This is a genomic window from Streptomyces sp. NPDC001848, assembly GCF_042891915.1.
Lineage (GTDB): Bacteria > Actinomycetota > Actinomycetes > Streptomycetales > Streptomycetaceae > Streptomyces.
Genome location: NZ_JBIATP010000004.1, coordinates 41,120 through 57,674, shown reverse-complemented (window position 1 = coordinate 57,674; position 16,555 = coordinate 41,120). Strand labels below are relative to the sequence as shown.

14 protein-coding genes and 1 pseudogene are annotated in these 16,555 nt (G+C 71.4%); 10 read left to right on the top strand and 5 right to left on the bottom strand.

The genetic code is table 11. From position 1 onward, the window contains the following. The first annotated feature begins 22 nt into the window (after positions 1-22). The gene (locus tag ACFYZJ_RS09245) at positions 23-469 is read left to right on the top strand and encodes an SPW repeat protein (RefSeq protein ID WP_388564682.1); all 447 of its coding nucleotides are present in this window, start codon (positions 23-25) and stop codon (positions 467-469) included. A 253-nt stretch (positions 470-722) separates the two neighbouring features. On the opposite strand, the pseudogene ACFYZJ_RS09240 reads toward ACFYZJ_RS09245, so the two are convergent. Further along, a pseudogene (locus ACFYZJ_RS09240) lies at positions 723-1,028 on the bottom strand (SRPBCC domain-containing protein); the annotation flags it as partial. Between the two features lie 29 nt (positions 1,029-1,057). On the opposite strand from ACFYZJ_RS09240, the gene ACFYZJ_RS09235 reads away from it, so the two are divergent. Genes ACFYZJ_RS09235 through ACFYZJ_RS09225 form a run of 3 tightly spaced genes read left to right on the top strand, consistent with a single transcriptional unit; the run spans position 1,058 to position 3,300 of the window. Then, the gene (locus ACFYZJ_RS09235) at positions 1,058-2,278 is read left to right on the top strand and encodes an aminoglycoside phosphotransferase family protein (RefSeq protein ID WP_388564680.1); all 1,221 of its coding nucleotides are present in this window, start codon (positions 1,058-1,060) and stop codon (positions 2,276-2,278) included. A gap of 2 nt (positions 2,279-2,280) precedes the next feature. Beyond that, positions 2,281-2,820, top strand: coding sequence for a hypothetical protein (locus ACFYZJ_RS09230; RefSeq protein ID WP_388564677.1), 540 nt, complete (start codon positions 2,281-2,283; stop codon positions 2,818-2,820). A 12-nt stretch (positions 2,821-2,832) separates the two neighbouring features. Continuing rightward, positions 2,833-3,300: a hypothetical protein gene (locus tag ACFYZJ_RS09225; protein ID WP_388564674.1), complete on the top strand. Its 468-nt coding sequence runs from the start codon at positions 2,833-2,835 to the stop codon at positions 3,298-3,300. A 161-nt stretch (positions 3,301-3,461) separates the two neighbouring features. On the opposite strand, the gene ACFYZJ_RS09220 is transcribed toward ACFYZJ_RS09225, so the two are convergent. Further along, positions 3,462-4,934, bottom strand: coding sequence for a hydrolase (locus ACFYZJ_RS09220; RefSeq protein ID WP_388564672.1), 1,473 nt, complete (start codon positions 4,932-4,934; stop codon positions 3,462-3,464). A gap of 281 nt (positions 4,935-5,215) precedes the next feature. Between ACFYZJ_RS09220 and ACFYZJ_RS09215 the strand changes: the two genes are divergently transcribed. Together ACFYZJ_RS09215 and ACFYZJ_RS09210 are read left to right on the top strand one after the other, a co-directional pair. Next, entirely contained in the window at positions 5,216-5,482 is a 267-nt protein-coding gene (locus ACFYZJ_RS09215) for a GlsB/YeaQ/YmgE family stress response membrane protein (protein WP_388564669.1), read from the top strand. A gap of 177 nt (positions 5,483-5,659) precedes the next feature. Next, positions 5,660-6,193 (top strand): GNAT family N-acetyltransferase, encoded by a 534-nt coding sequence (locus ACFYZJ_RS09210; RefSeq protein WP_388564666.1) that lies wholly within the window; start codon positions 5,660-5,662, stop codon positions 6,191-6,193. A gap of 59 nt (positions 6,194-6,252) precedes the next feature. On the opposite strand, the gene ACFYZJ_RS09205 is transcribed toward ACFYZJ_RS09210, so the two are convergent. Then, the gene (locus ACFYZJ_RS09205) at positions 6,253-6,894 is read right to left on the bottom strand and encodes a chaplin (RefSeq protein ID WP_388564664.1); all 642 of its coding nucleotides are present in this window, start codon (positions 6,892-6,894) and stop codon (positions 6,253-6,255) included. 261 nt (positions 6,895-7,155) lie between these two features. Here ACFYZJ_RS09205 and ACFYZJ_RS09200 point away from each other — a divergent pair, with 261 nt between their 5' ends. Beyond that, positions 7,156-8,766, top strand: a complete 1,611-nt coding sequence (locus ACFYZJ_RS09200) for an alpha/beta hydrolase (RefSeq protein ID WP_388564661.1) — start codon at positions 7,156-7,158, stop codon at positions 8,764-8,766. On the opposite strand, the gene asnB is transcribed toward ACFYZJ_RS09200, so the two are convergent. Next, on the bottom strand, positions 8,759-10,600 hold the full coding sequence (gene asnB, locus ACFYZJ_RS09195) for an asparagine synthase (glutamine-hydrolyzing) (RefSeq protein WP_388564658.1): 1,842 nt from the start codon (positions 10,598-10,600) through the stop codon (positions 8,759-8,761). The two genes, ACFYZJ_RS09200 and asnB, sit on opposite strands and share 8 nt — an antisense overlap. 252 nt (positions 10,601-10,852) lie before the next feature. Between asnB and ACFYZJ_RS09190 the strand changes: the two genes are divergently transcribed. From ACFYZJ_RS09190 to ACFYZJ_RS09180, 3 genes are all read left to right on the top strand, one after another. Continuing rightward, positions 10,853-11,950 carry a chemotaxis protein gene (locus ACFYZJ_RS09190; protein WP_388564656.1) on the top strand — a complete coding sequence of 366 codons (1,098 nt, stop codon included), beginning with the start codon at positions 10,853-10,855 and terminating at the stop codon, positions 11,948-11,950. A gap of 149 nt (positions 11,951-12,099) precedes the next feature. Then, positions 12,100-13,125: a Gfo/Idh/MocA family protein gene (locus ACFYZJ_RS09185; protein WP_388564653.1), complete on the top strand. Its 1,026-nt coding sequence runs from the start codon at positions 12,100-12,102 to the stop codon at positions 13,123-13,125. Positions 13,126-13,412: 287 nt separating this feature from the next. Then, positions 13,413-14,798, top strand: coding sequence for a PP2C family protein-serine/threonine phosphatase (locus ACFYZJ_RS09180; protein ID WP_388564651.1), 1,386 nt, complete (start codon positions 13,413-13,415; stop codon positions 14,796-14,798). 87 nt (positions 14,799-14,885) lie between these two features. Here the strand turns inward: ACFYZJ_RS09180 and ACFYZJ_RS09175 are convergent, their stop codons facing one another. Then, positions 14,886-16,385, bottom strand: coding sequence for a hypothetical protein (locus ACFYZJ_RS09175; RefSeq protein WP_388564649.1), 1,500 nt, complete (start codon positions 16,383-16,385; stop codon positions 14,886-14,888). Positions 16,386-16,555: the final 170 nt, after the last annotated feature.

Genomic DNA, 16,555 nt, shown 5'->3' with positions numbered 1-16,555 from the left:
CCAGTCGAAGGAGAGACCAGTCATGGCTGACGTCTCACACAGCAGAGGGGACATCACCGCTCACCCTGATGTATCCGAAATGCGGGCCCGCTACGCCCGTATGCTCGGTGGACGCGATGTGGCGCTCGTGGACGGACCGGTGTTCCTGCTCGGTCTGTACTGCGCCGCATCCCCGTGGATACTCCACTACACGACGAGCCAGCCGCCGCTTGTGACGCACAACCTCATCATGGGGATCGCGCTCGGCCTGCTGGCCCTGGGATTCACCATCATGCCGGAGAGGATGTACGGCCTGAGCTGGGCCATGTGCGCGATGGGCACGTGGATGATCATCTCGCCGTGGATCGTCGGTACCAGCCCGGACACAGGAGTCGTGGTCAACAACATCGTCATCGGCGCACTCGCCGTGGTGCTGGGTGTCCTGTGCGCGGGCGCCGCGGCGAAGAGCACACCTCGCAACAGGCCTTAGCCGTGATACAGCCGGCCGGCCATCACCGAGCACGGCGAGCACGGAAGGGAACGTGTCGGCCGGTCCGCGAGCGCGGACCGGCCTCGTGGCGCGTCAGGGGCCGGGCACCAGCCAGGGCTCCTGCGGCAGCGGGCTGCCGGTCTCCAGGAGGGACTCGAGGTTGGACAGCACCGCCGGCCATCCCCCGGCCACCTCCGCGCGCGGTGTCGTCCGGCAGGTCCTCGCGGGTGACGGTGAGCTTGACGATGCCGGCGTGCTGCCGGATGTCGAAGGTGACCCCGGAGTACGTCTCCTCCCGGCCCTCGTTCTCCGGTGACGTCCAGGTGGTGACGAGGCGGGTGGGCCGCTCGCTCTCCACGACGGTGCCGACGACATCGACGACGCCGGAGCCGTCGGTGCGGACATGTTCCCAGCGGGAGCCGGGCTTCCACTCGTGAGGAACCCGCCGCGCAGGACGGACTCCCGTGGCTGCCGTGACTCGGGCATGAACACCGCGCTCGCCGGAGGGCCGCTCACCGTGCCCCGCCCTGGGACCGTCGGCGCGATATTTCGTTCGCACCGGAGTGCCACGGGCCGCACACTGGCGCGGTGAGTCGAACCGTCAGTGCGTGGGTCACGTCGGGCGAGGACCTCCTCGGTGTCGTGGGGCCGTTTTCCGTGGACGTTCCGTGGTGGTCGGAGGTCGAGCCGGTCGTCGGACGGCTGGAGGGTCTGCTGCGGGTGCCGGTGCTGGTGCTGCGTCTGCTGACCGTGGAGGGAGGGGAAGGCGGACGCGACGGCCATGTGACCTACCACGTCGAGGCGTTGCAGCGCCCGGCCCCCGAACTGCTCGGCCGACGGAGCGTTCCCGAAGGGCTGTCGTGGGGTGACGACGTACTGCGCATGCCGTGGGCGCGCGCCGAGGGCCTGCGGGAACTGCTCGACTGGGGTGTCCGCACCCTGGAGGCGGCCGGGCGTCCCGTCACCGGCCGCGTGGTGCAGCGCCGGACCTGGAACCTCGCCGGGCTGTTCCGGCTGCCCACCGCGCGCGGTCCCGTCTGGCTCAAGGCCACGCCGCGCTTCGCCACCGACGAGGCGGCCGCCGTGGGCGCGTTCGCGCGGGTGGACGCCGGTCTGGTGCCGACAGTGATCGGCCGGGGTGAGCACCGGATGCTCATGGCGCACGTCCCCGGCGAGGACTGCTGGGACGCGTCGCCCGAGACGGTGACGGCGGTGACCGGACGCTTCGTGGCGGCCCAGACCGCCCTCGCGCACCACCGCCTCCCCGAGCTTCGGGACTGGCGCACGGCGGTCCTCGCGGACCGGGTGAACGCACTGCTCGACGGGCCGGTCGGGGCGGAACTGGACCGGGAGGAGCGGCAGGCCGTGCGCGGGTTGACGGACCGCTGGCGGCTGCTCGCGGAGTGCGGTCTGCCCGACACGGTGGTGCACGGCGACTTCCATCCGGGCAACTGGCGCACCGACGGCGGCGCCCCGGTCGTCATGGACTTCGCAGACGCGCACTGGGGCAACCTGGTGGTGGACGGGCTGCGCGCGATCGACTTCCTGCCCGGGCCGCTTCGGGCGACTGCCGCCCGCGCCTGGGCCGAGGCATGGGCGGCCCAGGCACCGGGGAGCGACCCGGTCCGCGCGCTCGCGCTCGCCGAGCCGCTCGCCCATCTCCTGTACGCCGTGCGCTATCAGGAGTTCCTCGACGGCATCGAGGCATCGGAACGCCCGTACCACGACGGGGATCCGGCGGCGGTGATCCGCAGCGCGCTGCGGTGCGCGGAGCGTCCCGGCGCTTTCCTCACCGACCTGGAGGTGTGAGCATGGATCGCGCGGAAGCGCTGCTCATCGGTGGACGTGCCGGCGTCGGCAAGTCCACGGTGGGCTGGGAGGTCTCGGCGCGGCTGCGGGCCGCCGAGGTCCGGCACGCGGTGATCGACGGCGACTTCATGGGACAGGTGCATCCGGCGCCGGACGGCGATCCGCACCGCTCGGGAATCACCGAACGCAACCTCTCCGCGGTGTGGGGGAACTATGCCGCACTCGGATACCGGCGGCTCGTGTACACGAACACCATCAGCGTGCTCGCCGAGGAGGCGGGCATGTTCCGGCGGGCCCTGGGCACGGACGTCCGACTCGTACGCGTGCTGCTGACCGCGCACGACGACACGGTCGCACAGCGGTTGAAGGGACGCGAACTGGGTTCGGAGCTGGAGCGGGAGCTGCGCAACAGCGTCCGCAAGGCACGGTTGCTGGCCGCCCGAGCACCCGTCGACTGCGTGCGGGTGGCGACCGACGGACGCGACGTGGTCGACATCGCGCGGGATGTACTGGCCGCCACCGGGTGGGTGGCCGACGTGTGATCGACTGGTGCCGTGGAAGCCATCTGGACAAGTGTCGTGGCGGTCGCGGGCACGCTGCTGGGCTCCGTGATCACGCACGTCTTCCAGCGCCTCGCGGCCAGGCGCACGGAGCAGTTCACACGCTCCGAGGCGCTCCGACAGGAACGCATAGCCACCTACAGCGGCTTCGCCGCGGCGGTGGAGGACTACCGCCGCGGCCAGGCGGACCGCTGGTACCGCAAGCGGGAGGACCCGGACGGAGAGGCGTTCCGCGCCGCACGGGATCAGGCACACCGCCTGCGGACCGCGGCCCGGCAGGCGCTCTACCGGGTCAAACTGCTCACCGACGAGCGGGCAGTGGTCCTCGCGGCCGAGCACGCGTACCACTGCACGCGGGAGCTCTCGAACGCGCGGGACCGGGGGGATCGCGACGCACGGGACACCCAGGCGAAGCAGGCCATCGAGGAGTTCGTCTCCCGCGCTTCGGTGCTGGTTCGCTGACCACCGGCCGACCGGGCTCACGTCCCGGCCGGTTCCACCGCCGTCGGCATGATGTGCTCCTCCGCGATCTCCTTCGGTCCGAACGGCCAGAACTGTCGGCCACGTCCTGACAACTCGTGCTCACGGGTGGGCCCGGGGGCACCGGGCCCACCCGCAGGGTGTCAGCTCACGTTGAGCGCCGTGTCGTCGAGGACGAACGACGTCTGGAGGCTGGAGCCCTCGGTGCCGGTGAACTTGAGGGTGACGGTCTGCCCGGCGTAGCTCGCGAGGTTGAAGCTGCGCTGGGTGTAGCCACTGGCGGCGTTGAGGTTGGAGTAGGTCGCCAGGGTGCTCAGGACGGTCCCGGAACTGTTGAGCAGCTGGACCTTGAGCGTGTCGTACGCCGTGCTGGTGGTGGTCTCCGCCGTGTCGACGTGAAGGTAGAAGGTCAGGGTGGCCGAGGTGCAGGCGGAGGGGATGGTCACCGACTGGGAAAGGGTGTCGGTGTGCGCGGAGCCGTAGCCGTCGAGCCAGGCGTAGTAGGAGCCCGTACGGGGTGACTCACTGCTGGAGTTGGTGATGACGCCGCTGCTGGCGCTCCAGGTGGTGCTGCCGGACTCGAAGCCGTTGTTGCCGAGGAGCTGGGCGGCGGTGCAGGAGGTGGAGCCCCCGCCGCCGGTTCCGCCGCCGGTTCCGCCGCCGCTGCTGCCGCTCGCTCCGGAGAGCCACTCGGTTGCGTTGAGGGCCAGGGCGGCGTTGGTGGCGCCGGTGTCGTTCCAGCCGTCGTACAGGGTGTTGCCGGACTGCCCGGTGCCGTCGTCGATGGGTGAGCTGTCACCCCAGAAGGCCACGCGCCCGCTGCCGAAGGTGCTGGTCAGGAAGAACGCGCCCGTGTTGCCCGAGTAGCCGCTGCGGTACAGCAGGCCCTTGACGGAGGAGTTGTCGGAGGGCTTGAGCGTGGCGGTGGTGCCGTTGGCGATGAGGCTCTTGGTGACGGTGCCGAAGGAGCCGTGCAGGACCGGGTCGGTGCTGTCGCTGATGGCGGCCGGGTAGCCGGAGGTGATGTTCAGCGAGTCGATGGAGAAGCCGAACGGGTCGGTGGAGTCGACGCTGTTGTTGGTCATCAGGTCGTTGAGGATCTGGACCGCGTCGTAGCCGTCGTTGTTGCGGTCGGCGCCGGTGTGGTCGGAGATCATGAACAGGCCGCCACCGTTCTTGACGAAGTTCATGATCGCCGTCTTCTCGGCGGTGGTGAACAGGGTGTTCGGTTCGGGTAGGACCAGGGTGTCGAAGTTCGACAGGTCCAGCGAGGAGGATCCGCCGTAGCTGAGGCTGGAACCCGAGGGAAGCGTCTTGAGACTGTAGTTGCCCGTCTTCTGCAGGGCGACGCCCCAGGAGGACAGGGCTCCCGTCCAGTCCGTCTCCACGGAGGGCGAGGAGTCCTGGCCGAGCGGGTCCGGCTGGCTGGTGGAGATGATCCAGTCGGCGTTGCCGGCGGTCTCCGCGTGCGCGTTGTCGAACAGGACGCGGTGGGGGGTGGCCGCGTGGGCCTCGGTCGCGGCCGTGGTGGCCTGGACGGCGGTGCCCGTGGCGAGCAGGCCGCACACGGCGATGACCGTGGCGAGTCTGTGGCGGGGCCTGGTGAGTCCGAGCATCCGGCTGACCTCCATGGGGAGTCGGGGAGAGGAGCGGTGCGGGTGCCAGTCTGCGCGCGTAGAGATTCCGCCGCGGGTCTGCGCGCGTAGAGTTCCTTCATACGCCGCCCGCGCGACGGACTGTTGAACGGTACATGGCAGAACGGGGGCTGACCATCGGAACGCCCTTCGCGCGGGCCGAGGATTGACCCTCCATTGACCACGGGTTGAAGAGGAAAGGACTGTTGCCGCGCAAAGCGGGCACATGTCGTACGACAGAAGCTTCACAAAAAGGGGCGGAGATGGAGATCTCGGGCATCATCAGTGCCATCGTCATCGGGCTCATCATCGGTGTCCTGGGGCGGCTCGTCGTCCCCGGGCGCCAGCACATCGGCATCCTGTGGACGATCGTTGTCGGCATCGTGGCCGCGCTGGTCGGCGCGGCGATCGCCAAGGCGTTCGGCGTCTCCGAGACCAACGGTGTCGACTGGATCGAGTGGCTCATCCAGATCGGCCTCGCCGCGGTGGGCGTCGCCGCGCTGGACCGGGCCAGGACGGCCCATCACTGAACGACCGTCGCCGAACGGTCCGTTGCGGGCGCGCGCGCCCCGTGGACGCCGTCCGATGCGGCCCGAGGGGGCCGACCGGGCCGTACGTCACGCCCGGCCGGCCCCGCTCGCGTGTGATCGGCGGTGGCTGAACAGGGCTGCGTGGAGGCGGTCCTGGAGACCGTAGGGTGGCGAAGCATGACCATCGAGCATGTGACGTTGCGCCCCGTGGCAGAGGACGACCTGCCCGTCATGGAGCGTTTCCTGACGGACCCGGAGGCGGCTTCATCGTTCCAGTGGTTCGGGTGGTGGGACCCCGGACGGTGGCGGCGTGAGTGGGCGGAGAACGGTCTGCTCGGTGACGAGCGGGGCACCCTCATGGTGGTGCGGGACGACGAGCGCCTGGGCCTCGTCGGCTTCCGGAAGGTCTGGCCGACCCGCACCACCTTCTACTGGAACATGGGCGTCCTTCTGGTGCCGGAGGCCCGCGGAAAGGGAGTGGGCACCGAGGCCCAGCGGCAACTGACGCGCTATCTCTTCGCGCACACCGTCGCCGAGCGCGTCGAGGCGGACACCGAGAGCGGGAACACTGCGGAGCAACGGGCCCTGGAGAAGGCGGGATTCACCCGCGAGGGCGTCCTCCGCAGCGTTGTGTTCCGGGACGGACGGTGGCGTGACGGCGTGCGGTACTCCATTCTGCGGAGTGACACGTCCGAAGCCGGCCCGCGCTGACACCGACGGTGCCGAAGGCCCCGCCGCCGGCCTGCACGGCGGGGCGCTCCTCGGTACGCTCAGGTCCGCCGGCGGGTCGCAGACGACCGAAAGCGCCGGTACAGCAACGTCCCGCCGAGCAGCAGGGCCCCGCTTCCCGCGAGCGCGGGCAGGGTCGCGTCCGCGCCCGTGTGGGCGAGGGTGACCGCCGCATACGGAACGGGGCGCGGAGTCCGTACGCGGGTGTGCGCCTTCGGCGGGGCGGCGGGGCGGGCCGTGCTCGAGGTGTTCGTGGAGCTGTTGCCCACCGACGCGTTGCCGGCCCCGGCCACGCCGACCGAGTTGCCGGTGACGTTCACGGGGAGGTCGACCGGGAGTTGCAGGCCGTTGCCCGCGAGCACGCCCGAGGAATCCTTTCCGCCGGTGTGCGCGGACGCACCGCCCCCGGACACCCCTCCCTGCCCGGCGCCGGGCAGGCCCGCGCCCCGGTTGCCGCAGGCGTTTCCCGCCGCCGGGTTCAGCAGCCCCAGGACGTCCACGGTGTTGCCGCACACATTGACCGGCACGTGCACCGGGACCTGGAGGGTGCTGCCGGAGATCAGCCCGGGCGAACCCGCCGCGGTGCCGTCCGCCGCTGAGTCCGCGTGCGCCGGCAGCGCCACGGCCATCGCCCCCGAGGCGGCGGCCACGGCGATCAAACCATTCCGGGTAACCCGATTCATCGGTTCCCTGCCTTCCAGACATGGTCGCGAGCACTCGCCCGCACCCCATAAAACGCAGACGAACCATCCGAGTTATGGCTTATCTGCCTTTCACCCCATCGAGTGGCAGGTTTGTCGAATCCGCGCGAAGGCCGCCGGGGGCGGCGAAGGGTACGGCACGTCCGTCCGTTCCGCCTGTCGGGAGGCGCGCTCCGCAGGGCCCGCCTATGGTGATCACAGGGTCGCCGCCTGATCCGCAGCCGGGGCGTCCCGGGAGGCACCATGCTGTGCACGCGACGACGCCACGCGCGCCCCGCGGCGGCGGCCACGACCGCGGTGCTGGCCCTGCTGGGTGCGGCGCTGCCGGGGGCGGCGACGGCCGCACACGGTCCCGACCTCTCCCGCTTCTACCGCCAGAGGATCATCTGGTCCGCCTGCGAGGGCGACGGCGTGCCCAGGGACCTGCAGTGCGGAAAGGTGACGGTGCCGCTCGACTACGCGCACCCGGACGCCGGGACACTCGACCTGGCGATGGCCCGCTACCGGGCCACCGGCAGGTCCCGGGGTTCCGTGCTGCTGAACTTCGGTGGGCCCGGCGGGGCCGGAATCCCCCAACTCGCCGTTGCGCGCCGGGAATTCATGCCCCTGACGAACGGCTACGACGTCGTGACGTTCGATCCCCGCGGCGTCGGCCGGTCCTCGCCCGTCAGCTGCGGAGCGGGGACGGACGTCGACCCGGACGCCACGGACCGCCCCGCCGACGCGAGCGCCCCGCGGGCCGCCCTGGAGCAGGTGCGCAGGACGGCCGAGCGGTGCGCCCGGCACTCCGGGCCGGTGCTTGCGCACATAGGCACCGTCAACGCCTCCCGCGACCTGGACGTGATGCGCCAGGCCCTCGGCGACACCAGGCTGAACTACCTCGGCTTCTCCTACGGCACCCGGCTGGGCGCCGTGTACGCGGCACAGTTCCCGCAGAGGGTGGGCCGGCTGGTGCTCGACGGAGTGGACACGCTCACCGAGCCGCTGACCGAGCAGGGGCTGGCGGCGGCGCGCGGGCAGCAGAGGGCGCTGGAGGACTTCCTCGACTGGTGCGTCAGGGACGTGGCGTGCCCGTTCGGGCAGGACGCCCGCTCGGCCCGGCAGCAGGTGGTCCAGCTCGTCGACGCGCTGGACAAGGACCCGGTGCCCACCGAACTGGGCCTGCCGTTCACGGGGCAGGACCTGGCCGGCGCGATCGGGCAGGCCCTGTTCAGCGAGCGGCAGTGGCCGTCGCTGGAGCAGGCGCTGTCCCGGCTCGTAATGGAGGACGATCCCAGCGGGGTCATGCGGTTCGCCGCCGGCGGCACGGGCGCGCCCGGTGGCGCCCGGTCGGGCGGCGGACTCGTCGAGCCCGAGGACGTGCCCCCCGACAACCTCGCCGCCGCGCTGACGGCGATCGACTGCGCCGACGACCCGGACCGGCCGGGCGCCGACCGGATCACCGAGGACATCGCCCGGCTGCGCGGCCCGTACGAGGAGGCCTCCCCCGTCTTCGGGCGGCACCGGCTCACCCAGGTGATGATGTGCTACGGGCGGCCCAGGGGAACCGACTTCATCCGCGACGAGGTCAGAAGCGTCCACAGCGCGAAGATGCTGCTCGTCGGCACCCGGGGGGACCCGGCGACGCCGTACCGCTGGACCGTGGAGACCGCACGGCGCCTCGGCTCCTCGGCGGTGGTCCTCGACAACAGGGGCGAGGGACACACGGGTTACGGGAACTCCCGGTGCGTGCGCGAGAAGGTCGACTCGTTCCTGCTGTACGGCGAACTGCCGCCGAACGGCAGCTCCTGCGGCCCGGAGCCCTCCCCACGATACGGACTCAGGTACCGTCCGTCCCGAACCGGGTTCAGGTGAGTGAGACCTCCGGGGAGTAGAGGTCCAACCAGAGGGCGAGGTCCAGGGCCCGCTCCAGGCCGCGGCGCGAGGCCTGGGTGATCTGCGGGGTGTCGCGGTGGGCGGCGCGGCGCAGCCGTTCGCGGTCGACCAGGTCGAAGACGGGGTGGGAGGGGCGCGCGAGGAGGTCCTTGGCGTGCTCCTGCAGTGCGACGGCGTACTCGGGGTCCTGGGTGGAGGGATAGGGGCTCTTGACCCTGTCGTACACGGACGGCGGGATCAGGTCCGCGGTCGCCTCCCGCAGCAGGCTCTTCTCGCGTCCGTCGAAGGACTTCAGCGCCCAGGGCGTGTTGTAGACGTACTCGACGAGCCGGTGGTCGCAGAACGGCACGCGCACCTCCAGGCCGACCGCCATGCTCGTACGGTCCTTGCGGTCGAGCAGGACCCGTACGAAACGGGTCAGGTGCAGGTGGCAGATCTGCCGCATCCGGTACTCGAAGTCGCTCTCGCCCTCCAGGCGCGCGATGTCGCTGACGGCTGTGCGGTAGCCGTCGGCGATGTACGCCGGAAGATCGAGGGCCTCGGTGAGGTCGGGGCGCAGGACGTCGGCGTCCTGCCCCCAGTCCCGGCCGCGGCGAACGAGCCAGGGGAAGGTGTCGGCGCGGCGGGCTTCCTCGTCGAAGAACTGCTGGTAGCCGCCGAAGACCTCGTCGGCGGACTCCCCGGACAGCGCGACGGTGGAGTGCTCGCGGATCGCCCGGAACAGCAGGTAGAGGGAGGTGTCCATGTCGCCGAAGCCCATCGGCAGGTCGCGGGCGCGGATGACCTTGGCGCGTACGTCGGGGTCGGCGAGGGCCTGGGCGTCGAGCACGATGTCCTGGTGGTCGGTGGCGCAGGCGCGCGCCACGTCGTGCACGAACGGCGCGTCGGGGGTGGCACGCAGTTCGTCGGCGACGAAGTGGTCGGTCTGTCCGACGAAGTCCACCGCGAAGCTGCGCACCTTCTCGCCGTGCAGGGCCAGTTGCCGCGCGGCGAGCGCTGTCATGGCGGAGGAGTCGAGGCCGCCCGACAGCAGGGTGCAGCGCGGCACGTCGGCGACGAGCTGGCGGCGCACGATGTCCTCGAGCAGCGTGCGTACGGTGGCGATGGTGGTGTCGCGGTCGTCGGTGTGCGGCCGGGTCTCCAACTGCCAGTGGACGCGCCGCCGGACGCCCTGCCGGTCGACGGTGACGACGGTGCCGGGCTCCACCTCGCGCATGCCGTCCCAGACGGCGTTCCCGGGGGTTTTGACCAGGGCGAGCAGCTCCCGCAGCCCGTCGAGGCGGACCCGGGCGGGGGCGAGCGGGTTGGCGAGGATCGCCTTGGGTTCGGAGCCGAAGAGGACGCCGTCGGGGGTCGGGCGGTAGTAGAGGGGCTTGATGCCCATGCGGTCGCGGATCATCACGAGTGTGTCGCGGCGGCCGTCCCAGAGGGCGAAGGCGTACATGCCGTTGAGGCGCTCGGCGAGCGCGTCGCCCCATTCCAGGTAGGCGCGCAGAACGACCTCGGTGTCGGAGTCGGTGGTGAAGCGGTGGCCCAGGGCGGTCAGTTCACGGCGCAGCTCGGTGAAGTTGTAGGTCTCCCCCGAGTAGACGAGCGCGACGGTGCCGCCCGGGGTGTCGGCGGTCATCGGCTGGCATCCGCCGGGCAGGTCGATGATCGCGAGCCTGCGGTGGCCGAGGGCCGCGGGTCCGTCGATCCAGGTGCCGCTGTCGTCCGGGCCCCGGCAGGCCATGGTCTGCGTCATCGCATCCAATGTCGCGGTCTCGGTCCGCAGATCACGGTCGTAGGAAACCCACCCGGTGATGCCGCACATATGTCGCCTCCCACGTCCGATCGCCGGGTACACCGCGTTCACCTGCCGCTTCGCCAGGATCGAGCCCGCCCCGACAAACCATTTGCATTGAGCAGCTATATCTCGAGTGTGTACCCCGACATCCCGGTCCCTCCCGTGAGCCGTCACGTCGCCCCACGGGACGCCACCGACATCCAGCCGACCGTCACAGTAATCACTTTGCACATAGTTGCCCCGAATGCCCGACAAGCGAATCGGTCCTAAGGTGCTCATATGGAGCACGCCCTCAGTCCCACGACTCTCGCGGAACTGCGCCGGCCACGGCCCTACCCCGCGGTGTCGGTCCTGACGCCGACGCACCGCCGCGCGCCCGAGCACGCGGAGGACCGGGTACGGCTGCGCAACGCGCTGGCCGACGCCAAGAAACAACTCGAGGCCGATCCGGCGGTCCCCAGGGAACGCCGTATCGACGTCGCGGACCAGCTCGACCGGGCGCTCGCCGAGGTCGACCTCGGACACGCCGAGGACGGCCTGGTCATCTTCGCGGCGCCGGGCGAGCACCAGGTGTGGTCGCTGGCCCGCACGGTGCCCGAGCGAGTGGTGCTCTCGGACACCTTCCTGACCCGCAACCTGGTGGCCGCGCAGGTCGCCGAGCGGCCGTTCTGGGTGCTCGCGGTCTCGGCCGACCGGGTGACGCTGTGGAACGGCGGTGCAGGCCACGTCGTCGAGGAGCGCATCGGCGGCTTCCCGTTGACCCGGGGCCGCGAGAACTTCGACGCCGAGCGCCAGATGCAGATCGGCGACATGCCGAGCACGTTCCGCGACGAGGGGACCCGTCACTTCCTGCGCGAGGCCGATACCGCGATGAGCAGGATTTTGCGCCGGTATCCGCGCCCCCTCTACGTCGCCGGCGAGCAGGCCGCGCTGTCCGCCCTCGACGAGATCGGCACCGTCACCAAGGAGGCGGCCCGGGTACCGCGCGGCGGCCTCGCCCACGGCACTCCCGACGCCGTCTGGCAGGCGATACGGCCGGTGATCATCGCCGAGGAACGCAAGAACGTCGACATGGTCAGCCGTGAGCTGGAGTCGGCGCGCGGCCGCAAGGCGTTCGCGGCCGGTGTCGACGAGGTCTGGCAGAACGCCTCCGACGGACGTGTCCGCCTCCTCGCGGTGGAGGAGAACTACCGCGTCACGGTCCGCGCCGACAGCGGCGACCATCTGGTGCCGGCCGAGAGCGGCGACCTGGACGCCCGCGAGGACATCGTGGACGAGATCGTGGAGCGCTGCCTGGACACCGGCGCCGACGTCCGCTTCGTCCCGGACGGCACCCTGGGCGACGCGCAGGGGATCGCCGGGGTGCTCCGCTACTGAGCCGTCCGGAGCCGCTCTCCTGCTGATCTGCGGCTGATCTCCTGCCGAGGCTCCTGCTGAAGTCCTGCTGCGCCGAGGTCCTGCCGAGGCCACGATCTCCGCGGTCTACCCTGCCGGGGACAATCCGCGGAGAGGGAGGGCAGCGGCACATGGGCGATCTGCTGGGCGTGGCGGTAGTAGGTGCGGGGCACATGGGAGCCGACCACATACACCGCCTGGACCGTGTGGTGAGCGGAGCGAGGGTGGTGGCCGTGGCGGATCCCGAGACGGACCGCGCCGAGGAGGCCACAGCCGGTATCGACGGCGTTCTGGTGCACGCCGAACCGGAAGCCGCGCTCGACGCTCCCGGCGTCCAGGCCGTGCTGATCGCCTCGCCGGGGCCGGCCCATGAGGAGGCGCTGCTCGCGGCCTTCGCGCGCGGACTGCCGGTGCTGTGCGAGAAGCCGCTGGTGCCGGACCCCGCCGGCGCGCTGCGCGTGGTGGAGGCGGAGTCCCGGCTCGGCCGGCGCCTCACACAGGTGGGGTTCATGCGCCGGTACGACGCGGAGTACGTGCGGCTCAAATCGCTCCTGGACAGCGGCCGGCTGGGCCGGGCGCTGATGCTGCACTGCACGCACCGCAACGTCTCCTCACCTCCCGGCTTCACCAGCGCCATGCTGATCGACAGCTCCGTCTCGCACGAGATCGACGCGGCCCGCTGGCTGCTGGGACAGGAGCCGACCGCGGTGACCGTGCTGCGCCCGGGGCCGTCCTCGAACGCTCCGGACGGCCTGCTCGACCCGCAGTTCGTGCTCCTGGAGACCTCGGGGGGCGCCCTCGTCGACGTGGAGATCTTCGTCAACACCGGTTTCGGCTACCAGGTGCGCTGCGAGGCCGTCTGCGAGGGCGGCAGCGCCCGCATCGGGGACGAACACTCCATGGTCGTCACGACCGCGGACGGCGCGCGTGAGGAGGTCGCGCAGGACTATCTCGTACGGTTCGCCGACGCCTACGACCGCGAGGTACAGGCCTGGGTCGACGCCACCCGGCAGGGGCGGGTCACCGGGCCGTCCGCGTGGGACGGCTACGCGGCCTCCGTGGCCGCCGAGGCGGGGGTGCGGGCTCAGCGGAGCGGCGCCCGCGAGACGGTCGGCCTCGCACCGCGCCCCGAGCTGTACAGGGGCGATGGCCACTGACAACCTGGGGGAGTCGTACGGAGTCGTACACACATTCATCATTCGTACACATGCACGATGAAGCGTCTGTGCCGCGAACGCCAAGTGGCGTACGCGGCCTACGACTTGCCCGGCGGGCCGGGCCCTTCACCGGCTCCGAGCACCCCTTCCGCAAGCCTTTGGCATATGCCAGAAGCACCACCGTATCGGGTGTTGCCAAATCCCTTACGCCCCGTCGTCGGCTGTGCCACAGTCGTAACGGCCCTTCCGCCGGACCTGGTCGTACCGTCCCCGCATCGGAGCGCGTCATGCCACCCCATCTCTCCGCGGACCGCCCCGCCGCCCCGCCGCCCGACCGTGGCTCGGTCGACGCGCTCATCTCGCAGACCCGGCGGCTGCGCGGCGAGGTGAACGCCGTACGGCGCGAGGCGCCCGAGGACGGCACGGACCCCGAGGGCCGGTGGCAGCGGGCGCTGTGCGACCTCGCGCTGCACCAGCTCAACGACCTCGACACCCACTTGGCGCAGTTGCGTGACGGCCCGCCGCCGGCGTCCGCCGCGCCGTCCGTCGGCTCCCTGCTCAGCCGGGTCGGCAGCGCGGAGTGGAACCTGCTGACCGACGAGGCGAGTTGGTCGGGCGAGCTGTACCAGATCCTCGGCCGCGATCCCTCGTCCCCCGCGCTCACCCTCGACGAACTGCCCTCGCTGGTGCACGACGAGGACCGGCCGCTGCTGACGGCGATGGTGACGGACTGCCTGGTCGACGGCAAGCCCATCGACGGGGAATTCCGCATCCGGCGCCCCGACGGCGAGGTCCGCACGGTGCACATGATGGGCGAACCCGTGCTCGACGCCGATGGCAGTACCGCCTCGATGTGGGCCGTGCTGCGGGACGTGAGCGAACTGCGCCGCAGCCGACGGACGGTGCGTGAGGCCGGCGACGCGATGCAACGCCACCGGGCCCGGACCGAGCACCGGCTCGCGGCCGAGCTCCAGGAGGCCGTGCTGCCGGCGCGGCGCGGCTCGCTGCGGCTCCCGCTCCAGGGCCCCGGCGCCCTGGAGCTGGCCGCCCGCCATCTTCCCGCGTCCGAGAGCGCGCCGATCGGCGGCCACTGGTACGACGCCTTCGACCTGCCCGACGGGGACACGCTGCTCGGCGTCGGCGACCTCACCGGACACGGCATGACCGTGGCGTCCGGCATGGCGACCCTGATCGGTGCCATGCGCGGCATGGCCATGGCCGGCACCGCGCCCGGCCGGCTGCTGGGCTGGCTCAACCAACTCCTGGACGCCTCGGAGCAGCCGGCCCTGGGCAGCGCGGTGTGCTGCCGCTACCGGCCCGCCACGCGCACCCTGAGCTGGGCGCAGGCAGGGCACCCCGCCCCACTGCTGTTCCGCGACGGGACGGGGCGCGTGCTGGCCGCACCCGAGGGCGTCCTGCTCGGGGTCAGGCCCCAAGCCGCCTACGGGCAGGACGAGGAGACCCTTCAGAAGGGCGACCTATTGCTCCTGCACACCGACGGGCTGGTCCCGCGGCACACGGGCATGGAGGCCGTCCAAAGGCTGCTCGACCTGGCTCCGCGCCTCGGCGCGGACGGCACGGCCCAGGACTGCGTACGGACGGTCGTGGAGGAGTTCGCCGAGAGCGGGCGCGAGGACGACGCGTGCGTGCTCGTCGCCAGGGTGGTCTCCTGACGCTCAGGACGGGTCGGAACGGGTCAGGAGCGGGCAGGATTGCTCCGCCTGTTGTCGCCCTGTTCTCGGCTCGGACGCGCAGGCCCCTTACGCCTGCGCCCAGTTGCCGCCCTTCGGCTTCGACAGGCCCTTGGGGAGCGCCTGTTCGATCTCCTCACGCAGGTCCTGGATCTTCGGATAGCTCGAGTACTGCGCGGTGAGCCGGTACATCTCACGCAGCCGGTCCCAGGTGCGCTGGGACGAGTTCGCACCCATCGACGTCAGGGCCAGGCGGGCGTAGCGGTCGGCCTGTTCGGGGTCGTCGGCGATGAAGCAGGCGGACGCCATGGAGATGTGGTCGAAGATCTTCGACCGGTCCCGGCCGGCTCCACGCAACTCCAGCGCCTCCTTGGCGTGGCGCTGCGCGACGAGAGCCGCGCCGGGCTCGTGTTCGGCGAGGGTGCGGTAGGCCAGGGCCTGCATGCCGTGCAGGTCCGCCTCGTCGAACATCTGCATCCAGCTCGGCGGGGGCACGTCGCCCTTGTCGGAGACGAACAGGTCCTCCGCCTCGCCGAGGGTGCGCCGCATGGCCTGCCCCTTGCCCATCGATGCCTGCGCCCAGGCCTCGATGGTGCAGAGCATGGCCTTGGTGCGCGGCAGCACCTCGTCGCCGGAGCCCGACCTGGCGAGCTGCATCAGGTCCAGGGCGTCGTCGGGACGGCCGAGGTGGACCATCTGCCGGGCGGCGCGGGAGAGCGCCTCCCCGGCGCGGGGCCGGTCGCCACCCTCACGGGCCGCGTGCGCGGCGATGACGAAGTACTTCTGCGCCGTGGGCTCCAGGCCGATGTCGTGGGACATCCAGCCCGCGAGAACGGCGAGGTTGGCGGCGACGCCCCACAGGCGGCGCTGCAGATGGTCGGGGTGGCGGTAGGCGAGCATGCCTCCCACCTCGTTGAGCTGTCCCACGACCGCCTTGCGCTGCAGGCCGCCGCCGCGGGCCGCGTCCCAGGCCCGGAACACCTCGACCGAGCGCTCCAGTTCCTCGACTTCCTGCGACCCGATGGGGGCGGCCTCGTAGCGGTCGAACCCGGCGGGGTCGGCGTGCAGGGGGTCGTCGTAGCGGGGGGCGTCGGCCGCCAGGGCCGGATCGGTGCGCAGCCAGTCGTGCATGGCGCTGCTGAGTGCGGATCCTGCGGCGAGCGCGGCACCCGCGCCCACCAAGCCGCGTCGGTTGAGCATGAGGTCCATTCCCGTGAATTCGGTGAGGACCGCAGCCGTCCGCTCGGGCGCCCAAGGGACTCCGTCGGGGTGCTGAGCACTCCGTTCGTCACGCCGTCTCCCCGCGCGCCCGTGCCGGACCAGACCGAGGTCCTCGATGGTCACGACACGGCCGAGTCGCTCGGTGAACAGCGCCGCCAGCACCCGCGGCACCGGATCGCGCGGGATCTCACCCACGTCGATCCAACGCCGCACCCGGGAGGTGTCGGTCGCCAGCTGGGGGTGGCCCATGGCCGCCGCCTTCCGGTTGACCATCCTCGCGAGTTCGCCCTTGGACCAGCCGGCCAGGCCGAACAGGTCCGCGAGGCGGGTGTTGGGTTGTCCGCTCACATCAAGCCCCCAGGTTCTCGGCTGACTTGACAGTAGCCCGCTGTCAGTTGCAGCGGGACTATTCGCCAGGGTTCGCCAGGGTCCGCCAGATGGTGTGCCACGGCCCATCGGGTGTCAGGTAGGAACGCGCCACCCCGACCCGGTCGCCGCAGGGGCATTCCCCAGGTGCG

What these genes read in the sequence shown, in the direction of transcription:
- ACFYZJ_RS09185 (WP_388564653.1), top strand. Translation starts at nt 12,100, where the DNA reads ATGGGCGATCTGCTGGGCGTGGCGGTAGTAGGTGCGGGGCACATGGGA.
- ACFYZJ_RS09190 (WP_388564656.1), top strand. Translation starts at nt 10,853, where the DNA reads ATGGAGCACGCCCTCAGTCCCACGACTCTCGCGGAACTGCGCCGGCCA.
- asnB (WP_388564658.1), bottom strand. Translation starts at nt 10,600, where the DNA reads ATGTGCGGCATCACCGGGTGGGTTTCCTACGACCGTGATCTGCGGACC.
- ACFYZJ_RS09200 (WP_388564661.1), top strand. Translation starts at nt 7,156, where the DNA reads ATGCTGTGCACGCGACGACGCCACGCGCGCCCCGCGGCGGCGGCCACG.
- ACFYZJ_RS09220 (WP_388564672.1), bottom strand. Translation starts at nt 4,934, where the DNA reads ATGCTCGGACTCACCAGGCCCCGCCACAGACTCGCCACGGTCATCGCC.
- ACFYZJ_RS09230 (WP_388564677.1), top strand. Translation starts at nt 2,281, where the DNA reads ATGGATCGCGCGGAAGCGCTGCTCATCGGTGGACGTGCCGGCGTCGGC.
- ACFYZJ_RS09205 (WP_388564664.1), bottom strand. Translation starts at nt 6,894, where the DNA reads ATGAATCGGGTTACCCGGAATGGTTTGATCGCCGTGGCCGCCGCCTCG.
- ACFYZJ_RS09180 (WP_388564651.1), top strand. Translation starts at nt 13,413, where the DNA reads ATGCCACCCCATCTCTCCGCGGACCGCCCCGCCGCCCCGCCGCCCGAC.
- ACFYZJ_RS09245 (WP_388564682.1), top strand. Translation starts at nt 23, where the DNA reads ATGGCTGACGTCTCACACAGCAGAGGGGACATCACCGCTCACCCTGAT.
- ACFYZJ_RS09210 (WP_388564666.1), top strand. Translation starts at nt 5,660, where the DNA reads ATGACCATCGAGCATGTGACGTTGCGCCCCGTGGCAGAGGACGACCTG.
- ACFYZJ_RS09215 (WP_388564669.1), top strand. Translation starts at nt 5,216, where the DNA reads ATGGAGATCTCGGGCATCATCAGTGCCATCGTCATCGGGCTCATCATC.